At 72.8% G+C, this 24405-nt stretch carries 25 protein-coding genes; 14 read left to right on the forward strand and 11 right to left on the reverse strand.

All coding sequences use genetic code 11. The features are described 5' to 3' along the window. Positions 1 to 121: 121 nt before the first annotated feature. Entirely contained in the window at positions 122 to 829 is a 708-nt protein-coding gene (locus ACFV2S_RS15310) for an NAD(P)-dependent oxidoreductase (RefSeq protein ID WP_385558215.1), read from the reverse strand. Positions 830 to 939: 110 nt separating this feature from the next. Here ACFV2S_RS15310 and ACFV2S_RS15315 point away from each other — a divergent pair, with 110 nt between their 5' ends. Next, positions 940 to 1677: a TetR/AcrR family transcriptional regulator gene (locus ACFV2S_RS15315; RefSeq protein WP_385558218.1), complete on the forward strand. Its 738-nt coding sequence runs from the start codon at positions 940 to 942 to the stop codon at positions 1675 to 1677. Here the strand turns inward: ACFV2S_RS15315 and ACFV2S_RS15320 are convergent. Then, positions 1674 to 2465 (reverse strand): metal-dependent hydrolase, encoded by a 792-nt coding sequence (locus tag ACFV2S_RS15320; RefSeq protein ID WP_385558221.1) that lies wholly within the window; start codon positions 2463 to 2465, stop codon positions 1674 to 1676. The two genes, ACFV2S_RS15315 and ACFV2S_RS15320, sit on opposite strands and share 4 nt — an antisense overlap. Positions 2466 to 2551: 86 nt before the next feature. On the opposite strand from ACFV2S_RS15320, the gene ACFV2S_RS15325 reads away from it, so the two are divergent. Continuing rightward, positions 2552 to 5110 (forward strand): DEAD/DEAH box helicase, encoded by a 2559-nt coding sequence (locus ACFV2S_RS15325; protein WP_385558224.1) that lies wholly within the window; start codon positions 2552 to 2554, stop codon positions 5108 to 5110. A gap of 12 nt (positions 5111 to 5122) precedes the next feature. Beyond that, positions 5123 to 5986: an acyl-CoA thioesterase gene (locus ACFV2S_RS15330; protein WP_383789481.1), complete on the forward strand. Its 864-nt coding sequence runs from the start codon at positions 5123 to 5125 to the stop codon at positions 5984 to 5986. 20 nt (positions 5987 to 6006) lie between these two features. Here the strand turns inward: ACFV2S_RS15330 and ACFV2S_RS15335 are convergent, their stop codons facing one another. Both ACFV2S_RS15335 and ACFV2S_RS15340 read right to left on the reverse strand, forming a co-directional pair. Continuing rightward, positions 6007 to 7077 carry an RNA ligase (ATP) gene (locus ACFV2S_RS15335; RefSeq protein ID WP_385558227.1) on the reverse strand — a complete coding sequence of 357 codons (1071 nt, stop codon included), beginning with the start codon at positions 7075 to 7077 and terminating at the stop codon, positions 6007 to 6009. 150 nt (positions 7078 to 7227) lie between these two features. Then, positions 7228 to 7455, reverse strand: a complete 228-nt coding sequence (locus ACFV2S_RS15340; protein WP_385558230.1) for a DUF6011 domain-containing protein — start codon at positions 7453 to 7455, stop codon at positions 7228 to 7230. 36 nt (positions 7456 to 7491) lie between these two features. On the opposite strand from ACFV2S_RS15340, the gene ACFV2S_RS15345 reads away from it, so the two are divergent. Both ACFV2S_RS15345 and ACFV2S_RS15350 read left to right on the forward strand, forming a co-directional pair. After that, the gene (locus ACFV2S_RS15345; protein WP_383789472.1) at positions 7492 to 7974 is read left to right on the forward strand and encodes a glutathione peroxidase; all 483 of its coding nucleotides are present in this window, start codon (positions 7492 to 7494) and stop codon (positions 7972 to 7974) included. Further along, positions 7967 to 8734, forward strand: a complete 768-nt coding sequence (locus ACFV2S_RS15350; RefSeq protein WP_385558233.1) for a putative protein N(5)-glutamine methyltransferase — start codon at positions 7967 to 7969, stop codon at positions 8732 to 8734. Before ACFV2S_RS15345 ends, ACFV2S_RS15350 begins: the two co-directional genes overlap by 8 nt. Before the next feature lie 33 nt (positions 8735 to 8767). Here ACFV2S_RS15350 and ACFV2S_RS15355 read toward each other — a convergent pair whose 3' ends face one another. Continuing rightward, positions 8768 to 10135, reverse strand: coding sequence for a cytochrome P450 (locus ACFV2S_RS15355; RefSeq protein WP_385558236.1), 1368 nt, complete (start codon positions 10133 to 10135; stop codon positions 8768 to 8770). A gap of 143 nt (positions 10136 to 10278) precedes the next feature. On the opposite strand from ACFV2S_RS15355, the gene ACFV2S_RS15360 reads away from it, so the two are divergent. Next, the gene (locus ACFV2S_RS15360) at positions 10279 to 10746 is read left to right on the forward strand and encodes a VOC family protein (RefSeq protein WP_385558238.1); all 468 of its coding nucleotides are present in this window, start codon (positions 10279 to 10281) and stop codon (positions 10744 to 10746) included. Between the two features lie 26 nt (positions 10747 to 10772). Here ACFV2S_RS15360 and ACFV2S_RS15365 read toward each other — a convergent pair whose 3' ends face one another. Continuing rightward, complete coding sequence (locus ACFV2S_RS15365; RefSeq protein ID WP_385558241.1) at positions 10773 to 11987, reverse strand: acyl-CoA dehydrogenase family protein; 1215 nt, start codon at positions 11985 to 11987, stop codon at positions 10773 to 10775. Positions 11988 to 12149: 162 nt separating this feature from the next. Here ACFV2S_RS15365 and ACFV2S_RS15370 point away from each other — a divergent pair, with 162 nt between their 5' ends. Continuing rightward, a complete protein-coding gene (locus ACFV2S_RS15370) occupies positions 12150 to 12797 on the forward strand; it encodes a TetR family transcriptional regulator (protein ID WP_385558244.1) in 648 nt (215 codons plus the stop codon). Positions 12798 to 12828: 31 nt separating this feature from the next. Here ACFV2S_RS15370 and def read toward each other — a convergent pair whose 3' ends face one another. After that, positions 12829 to 13386, reverse strand: coding sequence for a peptide deformylase (gene def / locus ACFV2S_RS15375; RefSeq protein ID WP_385558247.1), 558 nt, complete (start codon positions 13384 to 13386; stop codon positions 12829 to 12831). Positions 13387 to 13512: 126 nt separating this feature from the next. On the opposite strand from def, the gene ACFV2S_RS15380 reads away from it, so the two are divergent. The 5 genes from ACFV2S_RS15380 to ACFV2S_RS15400 all read left to right on the forward strand — a co-directional run bounded on the left by ACFV2S_RS15380 (position 13513) and on the right by ACFV2S_RS15400 (position 18214). After that, positions 13513 to 14760: a MurT ligase domain-containing protein gene (locus tag ACFV2S_RS15380; RefSeq protein ID WP_383789455.1), complete on the forward strand. Its 1248-nt coding sequence runs from the start codon at positions 13513 to 13515 to the stop codon at positions 14758 to 14760. Positions 14761 to 14779: 19 nt separating this feature from the next. After that, on the forward strand, positions 14780 to 15508 hold the full coding sequence (locus tag ACFV2S_RS15385) for a glutamine amidotransferase (RefSeq protein ID WP_365229757.1): 729 nt from the start codon (positions 14780 to 14782) through the stop codon (positions 15506 to 15508). Positions 15509 to 15690: 182 nt separating this feature from the next. Next, positions 15691 to 16716: a 6-phosphofructokinase gene (locus tag ACFV2S_RS15390; RefSeq protein WP_385558251.1), complete on the forward strand. Its 1026-nt coding sequence runs from the start codon at positions 15691 to 15693 to the stop codon at positions 16714 to 16716. A gap of 102 nt (positions 16717 to 16818) precedes the next feature. Then, complete coding sequence (locus tag ACFV2S_RS15395) at positions 16819 to 17769, forward strand: cytochrome c oxidase assembly protein (RefSeq protein WP_383789449.1); 951 nt, start codon at positions 16819 to 16821, stop codon at positions 17767 to 17769. Between the two features lie 238 nt (positions 17770 to 18007). After that, complete coding sequence (locus ACFV2S_RS15400) at positions 18008 to 18214, forward strand: hypothetical protein (protein ID WP_383789498.1); 207 nt, start codon at positions 18008 to 18010, stop codon at positions 18212 to 18214. A gap of 51 nt (positions 18215 to 18265) precedes the next feature. Here the strand turns inward: ACFV2S_RS15400 and ACFV2S_RS15405 are convergent, their stop codons facing one another. After that, the gene (locus tag ACFV2S_RS15405; protein ID WP_385558254.1) at positions 18266 to 19300 is read right to left on the reverse strand and encodes a DUF3048 domain-containing protein; all 1035 of its coding nucleotides are present in this window, start codon (positions 19298 to 19300) and stop codon (positions 18266 to 18268) included. Between the two features lie 93 nt (positions 19301 to 19393). Between ACFV2S_RS15405 and ACFV2S_RS15410 the strand changes: the two genes are divergently transcribed. Together ACFV2S_RS15410 and ACFV2S_RS15415 are read left to right on the forward strand one after the other, a co-directional pair. Further along, on the forward strand, positions 19394 to 20077 hold the full coding sequence (locus ACFV2S_RS15410) for a lysophospholipid acyltransferase family protein (RefSeq protein WP_385558351.1): 684 nt from the start codon (positions 19394 to 19396) through the stop codon (positions 20075 to 20077). Positions 20078 to 20162: 85 nt separating this feature from the next. Then, positions 20163 to 21197 (forward strand): NAD-dependent epimerase/dehydratase family protein, encoded by a 1035-nt coding sequence (locus ACFV2S_RS15415; protein WP_385558257.1) that lies wholly within the window; start codon positions 20163 to 20165, stop codon positions 21195 to 21197. Between the two features lie 59 nt (positions 21198 to 21256). On the opposite strand, the gene ACFV2S_RS15420 is transcribed toward ACFV2S_RS15415, so the two are convergent. From ACFV2S_RS15420 to ureG, 3 genes are all read right to left on the reverse strand, one after another. Beyond that, positions 21257 to 22834, reverse strand: a complete 1578-nt coding sequence (locus ACFV2S_RS15420) for an alpha/beta hydrolase (protein WP_385558260.1) — start codon at positions 22832 to 22834, stop codon at positions 21257 to 21259. A gap of 142 nt (positions 22835 to 22976) precedes the next feature. Then, positions 22977 to 23720 (reverse strand): urease accessory protein UreD, encoded by a 744-nt coding sequence (locus ACFV2S_RS15425; RefSeq protein ID WP_385558354.1) that lies wholly within the window; start codon positions 23718 to 23720, stop codon positions 22977 to 22979. Then, positions 23717 to 24394, reverse strand: coding sequence for an urease accessory protein UreG (ureG, locus tag ACFV2S_RS15430; protein ID WP_383789437.1), 678 nt, complete (start codon positions 24392 to 24394; stop codon positions 23717 to 23719). The genes ACFV2S_RS15425 and ureG overlap by 4 nt, the downstream gene beginning before the upstream one ends. Between the last annotated feature and the right edge of the window lie 11 nt (positions 24395 to 24405).

Raw genomic sequence — 24405 nt, forward strand, 5'->3', positions numbered from 1 at the left:
GGGGGGGGGGGGGGGGGGGGGGCGCGGGGGGGGCGGGGTGGGGGTCCGGGCGGGGGGGCGGGGGGGGGGGGGGGGGGGGGGCGGGGGGGGGCGGCGGTCCGCCGGCCCGGCCCGGCGGTGTTCAGTAGCCGATCGTGAAGCGGCGCTGGACGAAACGGGGCAGTTCCGCCTCGTCGACGAGGGCCACGGCCGCGTCCTCCGCCGAGACGCGGCTGCGCCCCTCGGCGTCCCGGACCGGCTGGTCGTCGCCGATGCGGAAGCGGCCGGTGCGTGTGCCGGGGGCGATGTCCTCGGCGGGGCTGAAGTAGGTCCACCGGCGGTTCGAGAGGCGCAGCACGTTCAGGGCGTCCCGGTGGCCCCGAACGGCTGCCGCGTACGCGCGGGGCAGACCCACCTCGTCGAGGGTCGCGTGGAGCCGGTCCTCCGCGTCGGCGAGGACCACTCCGGGTTCGACCTCCAGGCTGCCCGCCCCGCCGATCACGATCAGCCGGGTCCTGGGGTGGCTCTCCAGTGCCTTGAGCAGGGAGCGTGCCGCGGCGGCGTAGACGCCGGCGTCGGCGATGGAGCGCCGCACGGTGTCCGCGAGGTCGCGGGACGCGTTCCCGGGCTGGAAGGCGCTGACGAGGACGTCGAGTCCGGGTAGGACCGCGGCGACGGCTTCGGGGGCGAGCACGTCGAGGCTCGCCCAGGTGATGTTCGCGCGGGTCTCGCCGGCCGCCGTTTCCGTGGCGTCGCGGCTGAAGGCCCTGATGTGGTGCCCTCGTTCCAGTGCCTCCGCGACGACGCGGCTGCCGAGGGTGCCGGTGGCTCCGATGACTCCGATGTGCATGTCTCTCCCCTGTGATCACATCTGACGTGACGGCGTGCGAAAACTATACGCCGTGAAGTTCACGGCGTGCAGTTTCCATACGGGCACCAAGGGAGCGGTAGGGTGGCCGGATGAGCGGGACTTCGGAGACAAGGACGGGGGCGGCTCCGGCCACCCGGGGACGCCGTGAGCGGCTACGGGCCGAGACGACGGCCGAGATCAGGGGCACGGCCCTGCGCCTGATGGCCTCGGGCGGCCCCGACGCGATCACCCTGCGGGCCATCGCCCGCGAGATGGGCATGACGGCCAACGCGATCTACGGCTACTTCGCCACCCGCGACGACCTGGTCACCGCGCTCATCGACGACGTGTACTCGGCGCTCGCCGACGCCGTCGAGTCGGCCTGGAGCGCCGCCGACGCCCAGGAGCCCGCCGCCCGGATCCTGGCCTGGGCCCGCGCCTTCCGCACCTGGGCCCTGACGAACCCGGAGGGGTTCCGCCTCGTCTACGGCGACCCCGTGCCGGGATACCGGGCCCCCGAGGCGGGTCCCGCCCCGGACGCGGCCCGCCGCGTGTGCACCGGACTCGCCGGGCTCGCGGCGGCGGCCTGGCCCCACGCCGAACCCCTCTACCGGGACAGCGCGTTCACCTGGTCCGACTTCGACACCGGACTCCTCGACAAGGTGCGGCCGGCCTTCCCCGGGCTGCCGCCCGCCGGCGTCGCGCTCGCCCTGCGCCTCTGGGGGCACCTGCACGGGCTCGTGTCCCTGGAGGTGTACGGGCACCTGGGCCGCCAGACGGCGAGCCCGGACAAGCTCTTCGAGGAGGAGCTGATGCGGCTGGTGACCGCCCTCGGGGTCCCGCGCTAGAAGAAGCCGAGTGCCGAGGCGCCGCCGACTCCGCCCAGGAGCATGAAGGCGGGCATCAGGACCTTGAGCTCGATCCAGCTGCCGGCCCGGAAGCGCATGCCCTTGGGCGGGCCTATGGGGTACCAGCGCTTGCGGCCGACGGGGATGGGCCACAGGATCGGGCAGCCGGAGACGGTCAGGGCGTCGCCGATGTCGTGCACGAGGGCGCCGAGGACGATCGGCAGGCCCAGCCACAGGTACTCCTGGCCGGGGCCGGTGAAGAACCAGTCGGCGCCGTTGCCCGGCTGGTCGAGGACGCCCGCGAGGATCCACGCGCTGGTGGCGCCGAGCAGCCACACCAGGACGTCGCTGGACATCCGGGCGGCCCGCCAGAGCAGGCCCTCCACGGCCAGGACCAGGTGCACGAAGAGGATCGCGAGGACCGCCCAGCGGCCGCCGGTGACCGCCGCGACGGAGGCCCCGGCACCGATCAGGACCGCCCAGAGCCAGGTGTGGGTGAGGGTCCGGTGGCCGCCGGACCTGCGGGGGTCGGCGGTGGAGCGGGTGGCCTTGTAGACGGCGTACGACAGCTTGTCGACGATCTCGCAGAGCCCCTTGGAGACGGGGCCGAAGGCGCGGGAGATGGTCGCCGACTTGTGGTCGAGGTCGGGCGCGAGGGCGGCGCCCGCGCAGATGAGCGCGCCGACCACGAGAACCGGCCAGGGCATCGGGCGGTCGAAGGCGGCGGCCGCCGCTCCGACGCCCAGCCAGGCCGCCGCTCCGGACAGCGAGTGCGCCGGTCCCATCATGGTTGGCCCGCCCCGTTTCTCCCCTGCCGGTGCCCAGTTGACGACCGGTCGACGGACGAGCCTACCGTCCGTGATCATGACTGCTGATGGCCGGTTCCCTCATCAGAGCGGAATGCGGGCAAGATGGGGGCGTGACCCTTATCGATCAGCTGCCGCCGACCGCCGACCCCGACGCCCTCTTCGAGGCCTTCTCCTCCTGGGCCGAGGACCGGGGCATCACGCTCTACCCGGCCCAGGAAGAGGCGCTGATCGAGGTCGTCTCCGGGGCGAACGTGATCTTGTCCACGCCCACCGGATCGGGGAAGTCGCTGGTCGCGGCGGGTGCGCACTTCACGGCCCTCGCCAACGACCAGGTGACCTTCTACACCGCGCCGATCAAGGCGCTGGTGTCGGAGAAGTTCTTCGACCTGTGCAAGCTCTTCGGCACCGAGAACGTCGGCATGCTGACCGGCGACGCCTCCGTGAACGCGGACGCCCCGGTGATCTGCTGCACGGCGGAGGTGCTCGCCTCGATCGCCCTGCGGGACGGCAGGTACGCCGACATCGGCCAGGTCGTCATGGACGAGTTCCACTTCTACGCCGAGCAGGACCGCGGCTGGGCGTGGCAGATCCCGCTGCTCGAACTCCCCCAGGCGCAGTTCGTCCTCATGTCGGCGACGCTCGGCGACGTGTCGATGTTCGAGAAGGACCTGACCCGGCGCACGGGCAAGCCCACCTCGGTGGTCCGCTCGGCGACCCGGCCGGTGCCGCTGTCGTACGAGTACCGGCTCACGCCCATCACGGACACCCTGACCGAGCTCCTGGAGACCAAGCAGGCGCCCGTCTACATCGTGCACTTCACGCAGGCGCAGGCCGTCGAGCGCGCGCAGTCGCTGATGAGCATCAACATGTGCACGCGCGAGGAGAAGGACCAGATCGCCGAGCTCATCGGCAACTTCCGCTTCACCACCAAGTTCGGCCAGAACCTCTCGCGGTACGTCCGGCACGGCATCGGCGTGCACCACGCGGGCATGCTGCCGAAGTACCGGCGCCTCGTGGAGAAGCTCGCGCAGGCGGGTCTCCTGAAGGTGATCTGCGGGACGGACACCCTCGGCGTCGGCGTGAACGTGCCGATCCGCACGGTGCTCTTCACGGCCCTCACCAAGTACGACGGCAACCGGGTGCGCACGCTGCGCGCCCGTGAGTTCCACCAGATCGCGGGCCGGGCCGGCCGGGCCGGCTTCGACACCGCCGGTTTCGTCGTGGCGCAGGCCCCCGAGCACGTCATCGAGAACGAGAAGGCGCTCGCGAAGGCCGGCGACGACCCGAAGAAGCGCCGCAAGGTGGTCCGCAAGAAGGCCCCCGAGGGCTTCGTCGCCTGGAGCGACACCACGTTCGAGAAGCTGATCGACGCCGAGCCGGAGCCGCTGACCTCCCGCTTCAAGGTCACGAACATCATGCTGCTCTCGGTGATCGCCCGCCCGGGCAACGCCTTCGAGGCGATGCGCAAGCTCCTGGAGGACAACCACGAGCCGCGCAAGGCGCAGCTGCGGCACATCCGCCGGGCCATCGCGATCTACCGCTCGCTGCTCGACGGCGGTGTGGTGGAGCAGCTCGACGAGCCCGACGCCGAGGGCCGCACGATCCGGCTGACGGTCGACCTCCAGCAGGACTTCGCGCTCAACCAGCCGCTGTCGACGTTCGCGCTCGCCGCCTTCGACCTGCTGGACCCGGAGTCCCCCTCGTACGCCCTGGACATGGTCTCCGTGGTCGAGTCGACGCTCGACGACCCGCGCCAGATCCTCGCCGCCATGCAGAACAAGGCGCGCGGGGAGGCCGTCGGGCAGATGAAGCGCGACGGCGTCGAGTACGAGGAGCGGATGGAGCGGCTCCAGGAGATCTCGTACCCGAAGCCGCTGGAGGAGCTGCTCTGGCACGCGTACAACGTCTACCGGAAGTCGCACCCGTGGGTCGGCGACCACCCGGTCTCGCCGAAGTCGGTCATCCGTGACATGTACGAACGCGCCATGACGTTCACGGAGTTCACCTCCTGGTACGAGCTGGCCCGGACCGAGGGCATCGTCCTGCGCTACCTCGCGAGCGCGTACAAGGCGCTCGACCACACGATCCCGGACGACCTGAAGACGGAGGACCTGGAGGACCTGATCGCCTGGCTGGGCGAGATGGTGCGGCAGGTGGACTCCTCGCTGCTCGACGAGTGGGAGCAGCTGGCGAACCCGGAGGTCCAGACGGCCGAGGAGGCCCAGGAGAAGGCCGACCAGGTCAAGCCGGTCACGGCGAACGCCCGCGCCTTCCGGGTCCTGGTGCGCAACGCGATGTTCCGCCGGGTGGAGCTGGCCGCCCTCGACAACGTCGACGCGCTCGGCGAGCTGGACGCCGAGTCCGGCTGGGACGCGGACGCGTGGGGCGAGGCGATGGACGCGTACTGGGACGAGTACGACGACCTGGGTACGGGTCCGGACGCGCGCGGCCCGAAGCTGCTCTCGATCGAGGAGGACGCGGCGCACGGACTGTGGCGCGTCCGGCAGACCTTCGCCGACCCGAACGGCGACCATGGCTGGGGCATCAGCGCGGAGGTGGACCTGGCGGCCTCCGACGAGGAGGGCCGGGCGGTGGTCCGTGTGACGTCCGTCGGAGAGCTGTAGAGGAGTGCTGTGGTGACAAATCCCGCCGAGAGGCTCGTGGATCTCCTCGACCTGGAGCGGATCGAGGTGGACATCTTCCGCGGGCGCAGCCCGCAGGAGTCGCTGCAACGGGTCTTCGGCGGGCAGGTCGCCGGGCAGGCCCTGGTGGCGGCCGGCCGCACCACGGAGGGCGACCGGCCGGTGCACTCGCTGCACGCGTACTTCCTGCGGCCGGGCCGGCCGGGGGTGCCGATCGTCTACCAGGTGGAGCGGGTGCGCGACGGTCGGTCGTTCACGACCCGCCGGGTCACGGCGATCCAGGAGGGGCGGACGATCTTCAATCTGACGGCCTCCTTCCACCGGCCGGAGGAGGGCGCGTTCGAGCACCAGCTGCCGCCGCGGCACCTGACCGACCCGGAGACCCTGCCGAACCTCGCCGACGAGGTCCGCGAGCACCTGGGCGGGCTGCCGGAGGCCCTGGACCGGATGGCCCGCCGCATGCCCTTCGACATCCGGTACGTGGACCGGCTGCGGTGGACCGCGGACGAGGTCAGGGGCGCGGACCCGCGGAGCGCGGTGTGGATGCGAGCGGTGGGTCCCCTGGGCGACGACCCGCTCGTCCACACCTGCGCCCTGACGTACGCCTCGGACATGACGCTCCTGGACGCGGTGCGGATCCCCGTCGAACCGCTCTGGGGTCCGCGGGGCTTCGACATGGCCTCGCTGGACCACGCGATGTGGTTCCACCGGCCGTTCCGGGCGGACGAGTGGTTTCTGTACGACCAGGAGTCCCCGATCGCCACGGGCGGCCGGGGACTCGCGCGGGGCCGGATCTACGACCGCGAGGGCAGGATGCTGGTGTCGGTGGTCCAGGAGGGCCTGTTCCGGAAGCTGTGACCGGCCGCGGCCCTCCCGGGTCACTCGTACTCGGTGCCGCCCTTGCGGGTCAGGTAGGCCGGGCTGACCGCCTTGGCGACGGCCCGGCCGCCGGTGACCGGGCTGTACCGCTCGGTCGCGGACCGGACGACGACGCCCTCCCGCAGGTGCGCCCCGCGGCCGGAGACGGTCTCCCGGCCGCTCGCGTGCGCGAGGACGGTGTCCAGGTCGTACGGCCCGGAGTGCAGCCGCGGGACGAACGGGACCTCGCCGGCGTCGAGCACGGTCTCCGGGTCGAACCAGCGGACCTGCCCGTCGATCTCGGCCGACACGTCGAAGAGGGCGTACCCGACGGTCTCGGAGCGGGCGTCGGCGCCGTAGGCGAGGTCCTGCACCCCGGAGCCGTACACCTCGCCGAAGAGGCCCACCCGGCGCGCGCCGAGGCGCCCGGCGAGCCGCTCGGCGACGGCGGCCAGGCCGTGGCCGTGGACGGCCCGCCAGTACAGGTTGCGCGGGTCCTCCCGGAGGGCGAGGCCCTTCGCCCCGAACCCCTTCGAGGAGACCTGCACGCGCCCCTCCCCGGCGTGGAAGGTCAGCAGGCACGCGGTCCCGTGGAGCTTCTCCGTCAGGACGACGGGCTCGCCGGGCTCGAACACGTCGGGATACCGCTGGAGGTTCTCGATGTCGACCCACGGCAGCAGGTCGGGCGCGGGTTCCACGTCCCCGCTCATGGTCGGCGGTATCGGCGGCACCCACTTGGTGATCCCGAGCGCCTCCGCGAAGTCGGTCCCCTCGGCCGCCGCGCGCGCCAGGTCGGCGCCGGCGAGCGCGCCGGGCCGGCACACGATCCCCTGCGACAGCTCGCCGCGCAGCCGTACCGCCTTCACGCGGTCCGCGTTCCCTCCGGCGAGCCGCCCGGTGAGCCCCAGCTCCTCGACGAGCGCGAGGGGCAGCACGGCCTGCTCGGGGATGTAGACGGCGGCGTCGCCCGTCCGGTAGGCCCCCTTGGGGACGACGGCGCGGTAGAGCCCGACCTGGGCGAGCTCCAGGGCGTCGGCGTTCGGGTGCGGATGGACGGTGAGGACTTCGGCGGTGACGCGCAGGGTGGACATGGGTCAGGACTCCGGTTGCTCGGGTTTCGGTCTCATCGGGGCCCACCCTGACCCTCCGGGAAACCGCTGGTCCAACGGTTTCGGCCGCTGGTAGCGTCGCGCTCTCCGTCCCCCGCGGGCCGGCGGACCGACGGGGAGGAACCGGCGCGCTCAGCCGGAGGGCTCGTCCAGGCCCGGCAGCGTGTCCTGGGACACCTCGTGGCGGCGGGTGCGGATGTCCGGGGCCGGAGGGTGGAGCTTGGCGTCGAAGGTGGGGCCCAGGCCCGTGCGGCGGGAGTCCGCGCCCGTGAGGGGGCGGCCGCAGAGTCGGCAGCGCACCCGGCGCGGTCCCCGCTCCGGCGTGGAATCGATCGCGATTGCCAGTGGTTCGTCTCCCATGCTGAGATCAAACCCTATTCCGACGAGGAGCAGTCCATGAGCCTGTACGACATCCCCCTGAAGACCCTGACCGGCGAGCCGGTCTCCCTGGCCGACTACCGCGACCGGGCCGTGCTCGTGGTGAACGTGGCCTCGAAGTGCGGCCTCACCCCCCAGTACGCGGGTCTGGAGCGGCTGCAGAAGGCGTACGGGGAGCGCGGCTTCACCGTGCTCGGCGTGCCCTGCAACCAGTTCGCCGGGCAGGAGCCGGGGAGCGCGGACGAGATCGCGACCTTCTGTTCGGCCACGTACGGCGTGTCCTTCCCGCTCCTGGAGAAGACGGACGTCAACGGGGACGGCCGCCACCCGCTCTACTCGGAGCTGGTGAAGGTCGCCGACGCCGAGGGCGAGGCCGGTGACGTGCAGTGGAACTTCGAGAAGTTCCTCGTCGGACGGGACGGCGCGGTCACCCGCTTCCGTCCCCGCACCGAGCCCGAGGCCCCCGAGGTCGTCGCCGCGATCGAGGCCCAGCTTGTCTGACCCCGGGGTCGTCGAACGGCTGCGGGCCGCCGGGTGCGTCTTCGCCGAGGAAGAGGCGGAGATGCTCCTCGCGACCGCGGCCGGGCCCGCCGAGCTCGACCTGATGGTCGAGCGGCGGGCCTCGGGCCTTCCCCTGGAGCACGTCGTGGGCTGGGCCGGGTTCGCCGGGCTGCGCGTCGAGGTCGACGGCGGGGTCTTCGTGCCCCGGCGGCGTACGGAGTTCCTGGTCCGTCACGCGGTCGGGCTGGCCCGGCCGGGCACCGTCTGCGTCGACCTGTGCTGCGGCTCCGGCGCGGCGGGCGCCGTGCTGCTCGCCGAGGTCGAGGGCGTGGAGGTGCACGCCTCGGACATCGAGCCGGCGGCGGTGCGCTGCGCCCGGCGGAACGTGGAGCCGCGGGGCGGCCGGGTGTACGAAGGGGACCTCTTCGCACCGCTGCCGCGGGAGCTGCGGGGCCGGGTCGGGGTCCTGGTCGCGAACGTGCCGTACGTGCCGACCGGGGAGATCGGGCTGCTGCCGCCCGAGGCCCGCGACCACGAACCGCACGTCACGCTCGACGGCGGGACGGACGGGCTCGACGTCATGCGGCGGGTCGCCGCCGAGGCGCCGCAGTGGCTGGCGCCGGGCGGACACCTGCTGGTGGAGACGAGCGAGCGGCAGGCGCGGACGGCCCTCTCGGTGATGTCCGCGGCCGGTCTGACGCCGCGGGTCGTCACCTCCGAGGAGTGGTGGGCGACGATCGTGGTCGCGACCCGGCCGTGAGGCGGGGGCGGCCCGGGGCCGCTCCCCCGCCGCTCAGCGCGGCAGCAGACGGCAGCGGGCCGGGCCCGTCGCGTAGAGGGTGATCGCGGAGCCGACGGGCACTTCGGTGTCGACGGCTTCGAGGCCGTACTTCTGGAGGATCATCGCCAGGGCGATCACCGACTCCAGCATCGAGAAGTGCTGCCCGATGCAGGCGCGCGGGCCGCCTCCGAAGGGGAACCAGGCGTACCGGGGGCGCGCCGCCTCCGCCTCGGGCGTGAAGCGGTCCGGGTCGAAGCGCTCCGGGTCCTCCCAGTAGTCGGGGTGCCGGTGGGTGACCCAGGAGGCGACGACGACGTCCGCGCCGGCCGGGATGGCGACGCCGTCGACGACGGTGGCGGCGACGGCGCGGCGCCCGATGGCCGGGGCGGCCGGGAAGAGCCGCATGGTCTCCTTGAGGACCCGGGTCACGTAGGGCAGCGCGTCGAGGTCGGCCGCGCCGGGGGTGCGGCCGCCGAGGACCCGGTCGACCTCCTCGTGGGCCCGCTTCAGCGCCTCCGGGTGCTTGGCGAGCAGGTGGAGGGCGAAGCCGAGGGACGTGGCGGTGGTCTCGTGCCCGGCCAGGAGGAAGACGAGGACCTGCTCGCGCAGCTCGGTGGCGTCGAAGCTGCCGTCCTCGGCGCTCTCGGCCTCGACGAGCAGCGTGAGCAGGTCGTCGCCCTCGGTGGAGGCGCGGCCGGAGGCGCTCCGCTCGGCGATGATGCGGTCGCAGACCTCGTACAGCGCCCGGTGGACGGCGGCGGCCCTGCGGTTGCCGGGGGTGGGCCAGTCGCGCGGGAACTTGAGCGGGGCGTAGCCGCGGCTCAGCACATAGGCGTTGAGCTCGGGGAAGCTGCGCTCGACGATCTCGACGGCCGTGTCGACGTCGGTGCCGAAGAGGATGCGGGCGACCGCGCGCAGGGCGAAGCGGGTCATCTCGTGGAGGACGTCGACGGTCTCGGCGCCGCCGTCGCGCCACTCGCCGACGAGGGTGGTGATCTCGGTGGCGACGGCCGCCGCGTAGCCGTCGACGCGGCGCTTGGTGAAGAGGGGCTGGACGAGCCGGCGCTGGCGGAGGTAGTCCTCGTCCTGGCTGGTCAGCAGGCCGTTGCCGAAGGACTCGCGGATCTCCTGGTAGAAGGCGTTGTCCTTGCGGAAGTTGGCCGACTCGCCGGCGAGGACCTGCTGGGCGCCCTCGGCGGAGAAGACGCCGTAGAGCGTGGCGCGGATCCCGGGCGGGCCCGCGGTGATCCTCACGACGTCGCCGTGCTCGCGGCGGGCGCGCAGGAAGGTGCCCAGCGAGTCGCTCTTGAGGTCGAGCATGGAGCCGAGGAGCGGGCTTCCCGCGAGCTGGGGCGCTGTGGTTCCGGTGGTGGTGGCCATGATCGGTTCCCCCTTGATCGTCGCTGGCCCGGTGATTGTGCCTCAGGCGCGCCGTGGGCGAACACCCGCTTGGATCCGGCCGGTTGACTTGAATCGTTCGCGGGTCCACGGCGTTGTCAGTGGCGTCTGGGAGGCTCGTCGTCATGGAGCGACCCGAGCTGACCCTGCAGCTGACCATCGACTGTGCCGACCCCCAGCGTCTGGTGCCCTTCTGGCTGGACGCCCTGCGCTACGTCCCCGACCCGCCGCCCGCCGGCCACGCGACCTGGCGGGCGTACTGGGAGGCGATCGGCGTGCCGGAGGACGAGCTCGGCGAGGACGCCGGGGAGCTTCCGGAGTCGATCGTCGACCCGAGGGGCGTGGGCCCCCGGGTCTGGTTCCAGCGGGTCCCGGAGCCCAAGACCGCCAAGAACCGCGTCCACCTGGACCTGAAGGTCGGGGGCGGCCGCGAGGTTCCCCTCGCCGTCCGGCGCGAGCGCGTGGACGGCGAGGTGGCCCGGCTGACGGCGCTCGGCGCGACCGTGCTGTACACGATGGACGAGCCGAACGGCATGGACTACTACGCGGTGGTCCTCCAGGACCCCGAGGGCAACGAGTTCTGCGTCGTGTGAGCGGGAGGCGGCGGAGGCCGAAGGTGCTACTTCGCGAGGGCGCGGCTGATGACCATGCGCTGGATCTCGCTCGTGCCCTCGAAGATCGTGTAGATCGCGGCGTCGCGGTGCATGCGCTCCACGGGGTACTCGCGGGTGTAGCCGTTGCCGCCGAGGATCTGGATGGCCTGCGCGGTGACCTTCTTGGCGACCTCGCTCGCGTACAGCTTGGACATGGAGCCCTCGGCCGCCGTGAACGGCTTGCCGGCGGTGGCCATCCAGGAGGCGCGCCAGACGAGCAGCCGGGCGGCGTCGATCTGGGTCGCCATGTCGGCGAGCTGGAAGGCGACGCCCTGGTTCTCGATGATCGGGCGGCCGAACTGGACGCGGGTCTTCGCGTAGTCGAGGGCGACCTCGTACGCGGCGCGGGCGGTGCCGACGGCCATGGCGCCGACGGCCGGGCGGGAGGCCTCGAAGGTGGCCATGGCGGCGTTCTTCACGCGCTCGCCGCCCGACCGGGCCTTCTCCCGGGCGCGGGCGAGCCGCTCGTCCAGCTTGTCCTTGCCGCCGAGCAGGCAGGAGCCGGGGACGCGGACGTCCTCCAGGACGACCTCGGCGGTGTGGGAGGCGCGGATGCCGTGCTTCTGGAACTTCTGCCCCTGGGACAGGCCCGGGGTGTTCGGCGGCACGATGAAGGAGGCGTGGCCCTTGGAGCCGAGCTCGGCGTCGACGACGGCGACGACCACGTGGACGTTGGCTATGCCGCCGTTGGTCGCCCAGGTCTTGGTGCCGTTGAGGACCCACTCGTCCGTGGCCTCGTCGTAGACGGCGCGGGTCCGCATGGAGGCGACGTCCGAGCCGGCGTCGGGCTCGGAGGAGCAGAAGGCGGCCACCTTGACGTCGTTCGCGTCGCCGTACATCTGCGGGACCCAGGTGCCGATCTGCTCCTCGGTTCCGTTGGCGAGGACGCCGACGGCGGCGAGGCCGGTGCCGACGATGGAGAGGGCGATGCCGGCGTCGCCCCAGAAGAGCTCCTCCATCGCCATCGGGATGCCGAGGCCGGTCGGGTCGAAGAACTGCTGGGCGTAGAAATCGAGGGAGTAGATGCCGAGCTTGGCCGCTTCCTGGATGATCGGCCAGGGAGTCTCCTCACGCTCGTCCCATTCGGCGGCCGCGGGGCGCATCACATCGGCGGCGAAGCCGTGGAGCCAGTCGCGCACCTGCTTCTGGTCCTCGTTGAGTTCGAGCGTGAACTCGCCCATGTTCCCTCCCAGCATGACGTTACTTGCGGTAACAGCAGTGTGTTACCGGTGGGTAGAGGCTGTCAACCTGCGGTGGAGCGGTTCGGGCCGACCGGCACCGGATCCCGGCCGGGTGTTACGTTGCGACAGCCTCACGAATCGCACGGGCGGGGAGACACGCACATGGACATCGCACACCGGGCCACCGACCAGCAGACGCCCGCCGAGCAGCGGCGCCGCGAGCTGCTGGAGGCGGCGGACCGGGTGGTGCTCCGGGACGGCCCCAAGGCCTCCATGAACGCGATCGCCGCCGAGGCCGGCATCACCAAGCCCATCCTCTACCGCCACTTCGGCGACAAGGGCGGGCTCTACCGCGCCCTGGCCACCCGGCACACGGACGCGCTCCTCGCCTCGCTCCGGGCCTCCCTCGACGCGCCCGCCGACCGGCGCCGCCGCGTCGAGGCCACCCTCGACACGTACCTGGCCTCCATCGAGGCCATGCCCCAGGTCTACCGCTTCCTCATGCACCCCGCGGAGGAGTCGCACCAGACCGAGCAGGGCTTCGACGTCGGCCGCCACTCCGCCCCGCTGCTGCGCCGCATGGGCGAGGAGCTCGGCCAGGTCATCGCCGAGCGCGTCGACCTGGGCCCGGCCGCCGAGGTCCAGGCGCGGATCTGGGGGCACGGCATCGTCGGCATGATGCACGCGGCCGGCGACTGGTGGCTCGGCGAGCGCCCCTGCTCCCGCGCCGACCTCGTCAAGAGCCTCGCCGACCTCCTGTGGGGCCGCCTCGCCGGGGCCGCCGACCTCCCGGGCGGCCCGGGGTTCTAGCCGACCTGACGGACCCGGCCCGCGCGGCGCGTCAGACGATCCGGTCCGCTCCGCTCCCCCACGGCTCCTTGCGGATCGCGCGCACCAGACGTGACTTGCGCCACCCCGTGACGTGGTCCGCGTAGACCCCGCCCTCCAGGTGGTCCGTCTCGTGCTGCAGGCAGCGGGCGAAGAAACCCGTGCCCTCGATCCGTATCGGAGTGCCGTCCAGGCGGACGCCCTCGACCACCGCGCGGTCGAAGCGGGGCGTCGGCGCCTCCAGGCCCGGCAGCGAGAGGCAGCCCTCGGGGCCCCGGATCTCATCGCCGTCCGCCTCCACCAGACGCGGGTTCACCACGTGCCCCAGATGGCGGTTCTCCTCGTCGTCGGGGCAGTCGTACACGAAGACCCGCAGGCCCACGCCGACCTGGTTCGCCGCCAGGCCCACGCCGTGCGCCGCGTACATCGTGGCGAACATGTCCTCGACGAGCCGGGCGAGTTGGGGCCCGAAGTCGGTGACGGGCGCACAGGGGGTGTGCAGCACGGGGTCGCCGAGGAGCGTCATCGCTCGGACGAGGCCGGAACTGCCGGGGATGGGGCGGTTTCGCATGGCGGTAAGGGTACGGTCCACCGTGACCTCCCTGTTTCGTGCGGCCGCTCCACGGTGCCGCTGTTCGGGCTGCTGGCCGGATCTCGATAGGCTGAGCCCGGACCGACGCAAGGAGGAACAAGAACGATGTCAGGACACCCCGGTAATCCAGAGCCGCTGTCGCCGCGCGCCAAGCTGGCCGTGACGGCGGGCAAGGCCGCGGCCGCGGTGTCGCGTGCGGCGGGGCGCGGCAGCGGATCGGTGATCGGCGGCCGGGTGGCGCTGAAGCTCGACCCCGACCTGCTCGGACGGCTCGCGCAGCATCTGGACGTCGTCCTGGTGTCGGCGACGAACGGCAAGACGACGACGACCCGGCTGATCGCGGAGGCCCTGCGCGCCGCGGGCCCCGTCGTCTCGAACGCCCTGGGCGCGAACATGCCCGCCGGCATCACCTCGGCGCTGGCCGGCGGCTCGGACTCCAAGTTCGGCGTGATCGAGGTCGACGAGAAGTACCTCGCCGGCGTCGCGCGGGACACCACGCCCAAGGCGATCGCGCTGCTCAACCTCTCCCGCGACCAGCTCGACCGCGCGGCCGAGACCCGGATGCTCGCCGAGAAGTGGCGCGAGGGCCTCAACGGCACCAAGGCCGTGGTCATCGCCAACGCCGACGACCCGCTCATCGTCTGGGCCGCCTCCTCCTCCCCGAACGTGGTGTGGGTCGCCGCCGGGCAGGAGTGGAAGGACGACGCCTGGTCGTGCCCCGCCTGCGGCGGTGTGATGCAGCGTCCGGGCGACGACTGGTTCTGCGGCGAGTGCGGCTTCCGCCGTCCCGCGCCGAGCTGGGCGCTCAGCGGCGACCACGTGCTCGACCCGCACGGTTCGGCCTGGCCGATCCGGCTCCAGCTGCCGGGCCGCGCCAACAAGGCGAACGCGACGACCTCGGCCGCCGTGGCCGCGGTCTTCGGGGTGCCGCCGCAGGTGGCCCTGGAGCGCATGTACCAGGTGCAGGCCGTCGCCGGGCGCTACGACGTGGTCTCCTTCCAGAACCGCGACCTGCGTCTGCTGCTCGCGAAGAACCCGGCCGGCTGGCTCGAAACGTTTTCCCTCATCGACGGGCCGCCCGCCCCGGTGATCCTCTCCGTCAACGCGCGCGGCGCCGACGGCACGGACACCTCCTGGCTGTGGGACGTGGACTACGGCCGGCTCGCCGGCCACCCGATCATGGTGATCGGCGACCGGAAGCTGGACCTCGCGGTCCGCCTGGAGGTCGCGGGCGTGGACTTCCGCGTCTGCGAGACGCTGGACGAGGCCGTCACGATGTCCCCGCCCGGGCAGATCGAGCTGATCGCCAACTACACCGCCTTCCAGGACGTCCGCCGCCGCGTCGGCAACTGACCCGTAGAGGACATGCAGCATGAGTGACAGCAGCCTGCGCCTGGTCTGGGTCTACCCGGACCTGCTCAGCACCTACGGCGACCAGGGCAACGTCCTCGTCGTCCAGCGCCGTGCCGAACAGCGCGGTCTCCACGTCGAGCGCGTCGACGTCCGCAGCGACCAGCCGGTGCCGACCTCGGGCGACATCTACCTGATCGGCGGCGGCGAGGACCGTCCGCAGCGGCTCGCGGCCGAGCGGCTCCTGCGCGACGGCGGCCTGTCCCGGGCCGCCTCCAACGGCGCGATCATCTTCTCGGTCTGCGCCGGCTACCAGATCCTGGGCCACGAGTTCATCAACGACGTCGGCGAGCGGCAGCCCGGTCTCGGTCTGCTCGACGTGACCACGACCCGCGGCGAGGGTGCCCGCTGCGTCGGCGACGTCCTCGGGGACATCGACCCGCGCCTGGGCCTGCCCCAGCTGACGGGTTTCGAGAACCACCAGGGCATCACCCACCTCGGCCCGACGGCCCGGCCGTTCGCCCGGACCGTCTTCGGCAACGGCAACGGGACCGGCGACGGCACCGAGGGCGCGTACAACGACACCGTCTTCGGCACGTACATGCACGGCCCCGTCATGGCGCGGAACCCGCAGATCGCGGACCTGCTCCTGAAGCTGGCCCTCGACGTGAACGCGCTGCCGCCGACCGACGACCGGTGGTACGAGGCGCTGCGCGCCGAGCGCATCGCGGCGGCGACGCAGCCCGCCTGAGCGGCGGCGGCGCGGCCCGTCCGAGTCAATCCGCGTGCCGCCGGCGGTCCCTCGTACGAACGTACGTTGTCCACTGTGCGGACATCCGGTTCGGCCCCGCCACCCTGCGGCGATAGGGTGGCGGGGATCCAGCCGGACGACGTGGTCCGGGAGTCGGCCCACGTTGCAAAGGTTTTTGGGCTATGCGCATTGGCGTGCTCACCTCCGGCGGAGACTGCCCCGGTCTGAACGCTGTCATCCGTTCCGTCGTGCACCGCGCCGTGGTCGACCACGGCGACGAGGTCATCGGCTTCCACGACGGGTGGAAGGGCCTCCTGGAGTGCGACTACCGCAAGCTCGACCTCGACGCGGTGGGCGGCATCCTGGCCCGGGGCGGCACCATCCTCGGCTCCTCGCGGGTGCAGCCCGCGCACCTCGTCGGCGGCGTCGAGCGGGCCAAGGGCCATGTCGCCGACCTGGGCCTCGACGCCATCATCCCGATCGGCGGCGAGGGCACCCTCAAGGCGGCGAACCTGCTCTCCGAGGCGGGGCTCCCGATCGTCGGCGTGCCGAAGACGATCGACAACGACATCGCCTCCACCGACGTCACCTTCGGCTTCGACACGGCCGTGACCGTCGCCACCGAGGCCCTCGACCGGCTGAAGACCACCGCCGAGTCCCACCAGCGCGTCCTCGTCGTCGAGGTCATGGGCCGCCACACCGGTTGGATAGCGCTGCACTCCGGCATGGCGGCCGGCGCCCACGCCGTGGTCGTCCCGGAGCGCCCCTTCGACATCGACGAGCTGACCTCCCGGGTCGGCGAGCGCTTCGAGGCCGGCAAGCGGTTCGCGATCGTGGTCGTCGCCGAGGGCGCGAAGCCGCGCGAGGGCTCGATGGACTTCAAGACCGCGGGCACGGACATCTACGGCCACGAGCGGTTCACCGGCATCGCCAACCAGCTCTCCGCCGAGCTGGAGCGGCGCCTCGGCAAGGAGGCCCGCCCCGTCATCCTGGGTCACGTCCAGCGCGGCGGCACGCCGACCGCGTACGACCGCGTCCTCGCGACCCGCTTCGGCTGGCACGCGGTCGAGGCGGCGCACCGGGGCGAGTTCGGCATGCTGACCGCGCTGCGCGGCACCGAGATCACGATGGTCCCGCTGGCCCAGGCCGTGGAGACCCTCAAGACGGTCCCGTCCGACCGGTACGCCGAGGCGGAGTGCGTGCTCTGACGACCCGCGGACGCCACAACCGCCCCCGGTCGCAGTCGCCGCCGGGGGCGGTTCTAGTCTGGTGCGGACAACAAGCGCGAATCGGGCTCCAGGAGTGTACGGATGGATCACAGCGGGCACGGCATGACCACGGATCTGCCGCCGTTCACGCTGGGGCGGGGCCTGGAGTTCTCTCCCGACCTCTTCTTCCTGATCGGATGCCTGGCGGCGCTCGGTCTGTACGGGTGGGGCGTGGCGCGCCTGCGGCGCCGCGGTGACGCGTGGCCGGTGAGCCGGACGGTGTTCTTCGCCGTCGGCGTGCTGTCGGTCGCGCTCATGATGTGCACCAAGCTCAACGACTACGGCATGGTCATGTTCAGCGTGCACATGGTGCAGCACATGGTGATCTCCATGCTGTCGCCGATCCTGCTGCTGCTCGGCGCGCCGGTGACCCTCGCGCTGCGGGCGCTGCCGGTGGCGGGCCGGGGTTCGACGGGGCCGCGCGAGCTGCTCCTGAAGCTGCTGCACAGCCGCTACATGCGGGTGATCACGCACCCGGCGTTCACGATCTCCATGTTCATCGCGAGCCTCTACGGGCTGTACTTCTCGCCGCTCTTCGACTTCCTGATGGGCTCGAAGGCCGGGCACATCGGCATGATGGTGCACTTCCTGATGGTGGGCCTGATCTTCTTCTGGCCGATCATGGGCGTGGACCCGGGACCGCACCGGCCGGGGTACGTGATGCGGATGCTGGAGCTGTTCGCGGGCATGCCGTTCCACGCGTTCTTCGGCATCGCGATGATGATGGCGACGCAGCCGATGGTGGACGCGTACAGGAACCCGCCGGCCTCGCTCGGCATCGACGCCCTCGCCGACCAGAACGCGGCGGGCGGCATCGCCTGGGCGTTCAGCGAGATCCCGTCCGTCCTCGTCCTGATCGCCCTGGTCTACCAGTGGTACCACTCCGAGCAGCGGCAGGCGGTCCGCAAGGACCGGGCCGCGGACCGGGACGGCGACAAGGAGCTGGAGGCGTACAACGCGTATCTGGCCTCGCTCCAGGCGAAGAGCCGCTGACTCTTCCCTCATGGACCGCCCCCGGGTCCGGTGCCGCTCGCGGCGCCGGACCCGGTCCGCGTCTCCGGGCCGGCGTCGCGGCCTCCGGTCCGTGTCCGGGACCGGCCTCCCGGCACCCGGTGCGCGCTCCGGCGCACGCCGGAGCGTCCGGGGAGTAGCGCGCGCCCCTCTCGCGGGGTCACGATGGGCGGGACGGCTTCCGCGGCCCCGGTCGCCCCGGTCGGGAGGAGGCGGACCGATGTCCGGTCCCACGAAGACGATGACGGTGCTCACCTGCGTCGCGCTGGTGCTGACGACGGCCTACACGGTGGCGCTCGGCAGCAGCGGCTGGCTCTGGTTCGGGCTGGTGGTGCTGGTCGTGGCGACGATCGGGATGGCGGCGGCGGACAGCGCCGCACCGCCGCCCCCTCCACGCCCTCGGCCCCAGGGGCCCGCCCGCCCGTGAGCGGCCCGCCGGTCCGGCGCGCCCCGCCGTGTCCCTGCCCCGTCGCGGCCCTTACCCCTTCGGGGCCAGGACGATCCAGACCTGGCCGGTGGCGAAGGGCAGGGGCGCGCCGTCCGGGGTCGTGAACGTCGTACCGGACGCGGCCGACGGGCGGGACCAGCGGGCCTCGTAGGAGCGGCCGTCGCGCAGGACGAGCGCGGTTCCGCTGCCGACGGTCTCGCTGTACGGGGAGACCGAGCCCAGCCGGTCGTGGAAGCGGGAGGGGCGGATCGTGACGCGCTGGACGACGACCGTCTCGGGGGTGAGCGGGCCCGTGTCGGTGGCGCGGGCCTCGCGGCCGTCCATGGCCACCCGCCAGGCGCGGTCGGCGGCGGACCAGGTGAAGGTGTAGCGGGCCGCGGGGTAGCGGACGGTCGAGCTCGTGACGGGGGTGCCGCCGGGCGGGGCGGGCCCGAAGCGGAAGCCGATGTCACGGGCGTCGCCGGCCCCGGGGGCCGCGGCGAGGGCCCGGCCGGGGCGGACGTAGAGGTTGTGCGGGACGGGACGGACGGAGGAGCGCCGGAAGGCCCCCGGGGCGGTGCCCTCGGAGACCAGGTGCAGGGGCGCGGCCCGGAGCAGCGGGTTCAGGGCGGACTGGGCTCCGGAGTAGGCGAGGACCGGGCGGCCGAAGTCGCCGAGTAGCGCGATGTCGGACTCGCGGGCGCTGCGGACGGGTCCGGTGAGGTCGGGGAGGTGCGAGGAGTAGACGGCCAGGAGCCGGGTCACACCGCCCTCGACCTGCTCGACGTAGACGAGGTCGGCCGCGCCGAGGCCGGTCTGCGGGCGGGCCGCAGGCACGTTGTCGATCTTGACGGCCAGGACGGGGGCCGGCCGCGCGGGGAGACCCGTGAAGGGCGAGAGGCCCGCGGGCGTGGTGGGTGCCGTGGGGCTCGCGGGGGTGGTCGGGGTGGCGGGCGCGGTCGTCGGCGTGGGGCTCGGCTCCGGCGGGCCCGTGCCGGAGCAGCCGTACAGCCCGGCCGCCGTCAGCGCGCACAGCAGCGCGGTGAGGACGCGGCCGGGGCACCTGGCCCCGCGCTCGCCTGTCATGTGACGCTCCTCCACCAGTGGACCACGGGCCCGCGGGGGGATACAACGGGCGTGACGGACGTCGAACGGGGGTCGCGCGTGTTCTACCAGCTGATGAAGCACGTCCTGCTCGGACCGCTCCTCAGGCTGCTGTTCCGGCCGCGGATCGAGGGGCTGGAGCACATACCGGAGGACGGGGCCGCGATCGTGGCGGGCAATCACCTCTCCTTCTCCGATCACTTCCTGATGCCGGTCGTCCTGGACCGGCGGATCACCTTCCTCGCGAAGCAGGAGTACTTCACGGGGCCGGGCCTCAAGGGCCGGCTGACGGCCGCCTTCTTCCGCGCCGCCGGGCAGATCCCGGTCGACCGGTCCGGGAAGGAGGCCGGCAGGGCGGCGATCCGGGAGGGGCTCGGCGTCCTCGGCCGCGGTGAACTCCTGGGGATCTACCCCGAGGGGACGCGCTCGCACGACGGACGGCTGTACAAGGGCAAGGTGGGCGTGGCGGTGATGGCGCTGACCGCCGGGGTCCCGGTGGTGCCCTGCGCGATGGTGGGGACCTTCGAGATCCAGCCGCCGGGGAAGGTCGTGCCGAGGATCCGCAGGGTGACCATCCGGTTCGGGGAGCCGCTGGACTTCTCGCGCTTCGCCGGGCTGGGCGGGGAGAAGGCCGTGGTCCGCGCCGTGACGGACGAGATCATGTACGAGATCCTCCGTCTGTCGGGCCAGGAGTACGTGGACGAGTACGCGGCGGTGGTGAAGGCCGCGGAGTCCGGCGGATCCACCTCGGCGGAATAGTTCCCGCGGGGGTCACGCCGAGGGCGGATCCGCGCACGGCGCAATGCCCTGGGCCGGGGCCCGGCGCACCTCTAGCGTCGCCTTCATGACCAAGGGAAACGCGTTCGTGCTGGGTGCGACGGGACAGGTGGGGCGGGCGGCCGTGCGGGCGCTCGTCGCGGACGGCTGGGAGGTGACGGCCGCCTCGCGGGGCGGCGCCGGGGACGACGGATGGCCGGGGGAGGTCCGCCCGGTCCGGCTCGACCGGAACGAGGAGGGCGCGCTGGCGGAGGCGCTCGGCGGGGGCACCGACGTCCTGGTGGACGTGGTGGCGTACGACGCGCGGCACGCCGCCCAGTTGACCGGGCTCGCGGGCCGCATCGGCTCCGCGGTGGTGATCTCCAGCGGGGCGGTGTACGAGGACGCGCAGGGACGCAGTTTCGACACCCAGGACCGGCCGGACGGCTTTCCGCGCTACCCGGTGCCGATCCCCGAGTCCCTGGCGACGGTGGCCCCGGGCGAGGGCACGTACGGCACCCGGAAGATCGCCCTGGAGCGGGCGCTGACGGACGCCGCCGAGCTGCTGCCGACGACGCTGCTCCGGGCGGGCGCGATCCACGGACCGCACTGCCGGTCGCCGCGCGAGCTGTTCTTCGTGAAGAGGTCCCTCGACCGGCGCCCGGTGCGGGTGCTCGCGTACGGCGGGGCGTCCCGGTTCCATCCGGCGCACGTGGACAACCTGGCCGAGCTGATCCGGCTCGCCGCGGCGAAGCCGGGCACGCGGGTGCTGAACGCGGCCGACGGGGAGGCGCCGACGGTCGCCGAGATCGCCACCGCCGTCGACGCGGTCGTGGGCGTGGAGAGCGAGCTGGTGCTCGTGGACGGGCCGCCGCCGGTGGGCGTCGTGGGCGAGACGCCCTGGGGCCTGGACGCGCCGATCGTGTACGACATGACGGCGGCGGAGCGCGCGCTGGGCTACCGGCCGGTGGTGGGGTACGCGGAGTCGCTGCCGGCGACGGTGGAGTGGCTGGCGGAGCGGCTCGCGGGACGGGAGTGGCTGGAGGCGTTCCCGAACCTCGCCAAGTACGGGCAGGACTGGTTCGACTACGCGGCCGAGGACGCCTGGCTGGCCTCGCGCTGACGGCGGAAGGGGCGGGCCGTCCGACGGCCCGCCCCTCCCTCACCCGGTTCCGGGAGGTGTTACGGCTTCGGAGTGGCGTGCGGGGCGCACACCTGGTCCGTCGCGTCGACCTTGCCGGTCAGCAGGTACGTCTCGACCTTCGGGTTGATGCAGGGGTTCACCAGACCGGTGACGCCGTGCGAACCCGCGCCCTTCTCGGTGATGAGGCGCGAACCCTTGAAGCGCTTGTGCAGCTCGACCGCGCCGACGTACGGCGTGGCCGCGTCACGCTCGGACTGGACGATGAGCACCGGCGGAAGGCCCTTGCCGGTCTTGACCTGGGTCGGCTTCTGCGAAGGCCCGGACCAGGTGGCGCACGGCAGGTTCATCCAGGCGTTCGCCCAGGTCATGAACGGGTACTGCTCGTGGAGGCGGGAGTTGTCGCGGTCCCACTTCCGCCAGCTCGTCGGCCAGGGCGCGTCCGCGCACTCGACGGCGGTGTAGACGGCGTTGCCGTTCTCCGACGCGGCGTTGCCCGCGGTGTCGGTGAGGTCCGCGGCGGCCCCGTCGATGAGCGGCTGCGGGTCACCGGCGGCGTAGGCGCTCCAGGCCTGGGCGACCGGGGCCCACGAGGAGTCGTAGTACGGGGCGCTCTGGAAGAAGCCGATGAGCTCGGCCGGTCCGACCTTGCCGCCCAGGGGCGCCTTCTTGGCGGCGGCGCGCAGGGTCACCCACTGCTGCTGGACCTTCGCCAGGGTGTCGCCGAGGTGGTAGGTGGCGTCGTTCTGGGCGACCCAGTTCATCCAGTCCTTGAGGCGACCCTCGAAGGCGATGTCCTGCTCCAGGTTGGCCTGGTACCAGATGTTGCTCTTCGCCGGGTTGACCACGCTGTCGACGATCATGCGGCGCACGTGGTCCGGGTACAGCGTGCCGTAGACGGCGCCCAGGTAGGTGCCGTAGGAGACGCCGATGAAGTTGAGCTTCTTCTCGCCGAGCGCGGCCCGGATGACGTCGAGGTCACGGGCGGTGTTGCGCGTCGTCATGTGCGGCAGCATGGCGCCGCTCTTCTCGGCGCAGCCCTTGGCGTACTCGGCGGCCAGCTTGCGCTGGGCGAGCTTGTCCGCCTCGCTGTCCGGGACCGGGTCCGCCTTGGGGCCCTTGACGAACTCGGTCGGGTCGACGCAGGAGATGGGCGCCGAGTGGCCGACACCGCGCGGGTCGAAGCCCACGAAGTCGTACGCCTTCGCCGTGTTCACCCAGAGCGCGCTCTTGGTGGTGACCCGGCGCGGGAAGCGCAGGCCGGAGCCGCCGGGGCCGCCCGGGTTGTAGAGCAGCGCGCCCTGGCGCTCGCCCGCGGTGCCGGTGGACTTGGCGCGGTCCACCGCGATCTTGATGGTCTTGCCGTTGGGCTTGGCGTAGTCGACCGGGACCGTGACCCAGCCGCACTGGATCGGCTTCTCCAGGCCCCAGTCGGCCGGACAGTCCTGCCAGTCGATGCCGGCCTGGGCGGCCCGGGCGGCGGCCACGGCCGCGCCGCGCGCCTCGTCGTCACGGTCGTGGCCGGTGGCGGCGCCGGCGGTGGGCGCCGCCAGCGCGGTCGCCATGAGCGTGCCCGCTATCAGAGTGCCGGCCGAGCCGAGCACTGCTGTGCGTCTCAATGGTCCTCCCCCAGAAGGAGTCTGTGTGTCCGGGGGATCCTTTCGCTCTTGGGGCTCGCGATGAAAGAGCGAACACCTGTTTCTTTGCCGAACCAATAACCGGTGAGCGGTGTACCGCTGAGCGGTGAACGTGCGGAGACGGTCAGAACGGGGCGAGTCCGGCAAGTGCTTCGTCGAGGACGCGGCGCAGCGTGAGCGCGTCCGGTGCGACGGCGGTGACGAGGGCGGCGGGCCCGGCGAGCGGGCCGGCCACGGCGTTCTCCCCGTACAGCCGCGTCTCCACCGGCTTCTCGGCGAACGCCGGGTCGACGACGAGAAGTTGCCCGGTGGCCCGGTGGCCGCCGAGGACCGCTCCGCCGTCCCAGCCGCCGGGCGCGCCCGGCCCGAAGGCGAGCTCCTGGTCGAGCAGGGGCCGGCCGGCGCGGCGGACGGTGAGGCGGGTGGCGAGGGTGCCGGGCGGCTCACCGTGCCGGCCGAGTACCTGCTCCTCGCGGAGGACGAGCCGTGCCGTGGGGGCGAGGTCGACGGTGGTGCGCATCCGCAGGTGCGAGCCGGCGGCGGACACGAGCTGTTCCGGCAGCCAGCGCAGCACCGCCCCGTCGCCGACGGAGATCCGGACGTCGTACGCGGCGGGGTCGTTGCTCCGCCCCGGCAGGGCCAGGGTGGCGGCGGCCGAGTCGACCTGGAGCCGGGCCCCGTCCCGTACCTCGGTCTCGATCGCGAGCCGGTCGCCGCCGAGCGGGGCGCTCATCGCCCCGACGACGGTGACCCGGGTGTACGGTCCGGCGGCCCGGGTGCGGCGCAGGGCGAGGGGGCCGTCGCTCACCAGGAGCGGCAGTCCGCCGTCGGCGTCGGCGGCGATCCGGGCGGTGGCGCGCAGGCTCACGCGGTCCACGCCGCGAGCTGTGCGCGGACCCAGTCGGCGACGGGCGCGACGCCGTTCTCGCCGCGCAGCGAGGTGAAGGCGACGGGCAGTTCGCCGCGCTGCGCCTTGGCGTCGTGGGCCATCCGCTCCAGGTCGGAGCCGACGTGCGGGGCGAGGTCGGTCTTGTTGATCACGAGGAGGTCGGCGGTGGTGACGCCGGGGCCGCCCTTGCGCGGGATGTCGTCGCCGCCCGCCACGTCGATGACGAAGATCTGGGCGTCGACGAGTCCCTTGGAGAAGGTGGCGGTGAGGTTGTCGCCGCCGGACTCGACGAGGATGAGGTCGAGCGGCCCGACGGTGTCCTCCAGGTCCTCCACGGCCTCCAGGTTGGCGGAGATGTCGTCGCGGATGGCGGTGTGCGGGCAGGCCCCGGTCTCCACGGCCTGGATCCGCTCGGGCGGCAGGACGGCGTTGCGGAGCAGGAACTCGGCGTCCTCGCGGGTGTAGATGTCGTTGGTGACGACGGCGAGGGAGAGGGTGTCGCGCAGGTCCCGGCAGAGGGCGGCGACCGTGGCGGTCTTGCCGGAGCCGACCGGTCCCCCGAGGCCGATGCGCAGCGCGCGGCGGGTGCCGTCGGGGCGGTGGGCGTCGGCGGAGACGGCGCCGTGGTGGGTGTGGGCGTGGTCGAGGTGCATGGGGGGCTCCA

This window comes from Streptomyces sp. NPDC059695 (assembly GCF_042733785.1).
Classification (GTDB): Bacteria; Actinomycetota; Actinomycetes; order Streptomycetales; family Streptomycetaceae; genus Streptomyces.

Coding starts and splice junctions, on each gene's coding strand:
- ACFV2S_RS15345 (WP_383789472.1), top strand. CDS start 7,492: ATGAGCCTGTACGACATCCCCCTGAAGACCCTGACCGGCGAGCCGGTC.
- ACFV2S_RS15320 (WP_385558221.1), bottom strand. CDS start 2,465: ATGATGGGACCGGCGCACTCGCTGTCCGGAGCGGCGGCCTGGCTGGGC.
- ACFV2S_RS15360 (WP_385558238.1), top strand. CDS start 10,279: ATGGAGCGACCCGAGCTGACCCTGCAGCTGACCATCGACTGTGCCGAC.
- ACFV2S_RS15415 (WP_385558257.1), top strand. CDS start 20,163: ATGACCAAGGGAAACGCGTTCGTGCTGGGTGCGACGGGACAGGTGGGG.
- ACFV2S_RS15340 (WP_385558230.1), bottom strand. CDS start 7,455: ATGGGAGACGAACCACTGGCAATCGCGATCGATTCCACGCCGGAGCGG.
- ACFV2S_RS15310 (WP_385558215.1), bottom strand. CDS start 829: ATGCACATCGGAGTCATCGGAGCCACCGGCACCCTCGGCAGCCGCGTC.
- ACFV2S_RS15315 (WP_385558218.1), top strand. CDS start 940: ATGAGCGGGACTTCGGAGACAAGGACGGGGGCGGCTCCGGCCACCCGG.
- ureG (WP_383789437.1), bottom strand. CDS start 24,394: ATGCACCTCGACCACGCCCACACCCACCACGGCGCCGTCTCCGCCGAC.
- ACFV2S_RS15355 (WP_385558236.1), bottom strand. CDS start 10,135: ATGGCCACCACCACCGGAACCACAGCGCCCCAGCTCGCGGGAAGCCCG.
- def (WP_385558247.1), bottom strand. CDS start 13,386: ATGCGAAACCGCCCCATCCCCGGCAGTTCCGGCCTCGTCCGAGCGATG.
- ACFV2S_RS15390 (WP_385558251.1), top strand. CDS start 15,691: ATGCGCATTGGCGTGCTCACCTCCGGCGGAGACTGCCCCGGTCTGAAC.
- ACFV2S_RS15385 (WP_365229757.1), top strand. CDS start 14,780: ATGAGTGACAGCAGCCTGCGCCTGGTCTGGGTCTACCCGGACCTGCTC.
- ACFV2S_RS15405 (WP_385558254.1), bottom strand. CDS start 19,300: ATGACAGGCGAGCGCGGGGCCAGGTGCCCCGGCCGCGTCCTCACCGCG.
- ACFV2S_RS15335 (WP_385558227.1), bottom strand. CDS start 7,077: ATGTCCACCCTGCGCGTCACCGCCGAAGTCCTCACCGTCCATCCGCAC.
- ACFV2S_RS15325 (WP_385558224.1), top strand. CDS start 2,552: ATGGCCGGTTCCCTCATCAGAGCGGAATGCGGGCAAGATGGGGGCGTG.
- ACFV2S_RS15365 (WP_385558241.1), bottom strand. CDS start 11,987: ATGGGCGAGTTCACGCTCGAACTCAACGAGGACCAGAAGCAGGTGCGC.
- ACFV2S_RS15370 (WP_385558244.1), top strand. CDS start 12,150: ATGGACATCGCACACCGGGCCACCGACCAGCAGACGCCCGCCGAGCAG.
- ACFV2S_RS15380 (WP_383789455.1), top strand. CDS start 13,513: ATGTCAGGACACCCCGGTAATCCAGAGCCGCTGTCGCCGCGCGCCAAG.
- ACFV2S_RS15400 (WP_383789498.1), top strand. CDS start 18,008: ATGTCCGGTCCCACGAAGACGATGACGGTGCTCACCTGCGTCGCGCTG.
- ACFV2S_RS15395 (WP_383789449.1), top strand. CDS start 16,819: ATGGATCACAGCGGGCACGGCATGACCACGGATCTGCCGCCGTTCACG.
- ACFV2S_RS15410 (WP_385558351.1), top strand. CDS start 19,394: ATGAAGCACGTCCTGCTCGGACCGCTCCTCAGGCTGCTGTTCCGGCCG.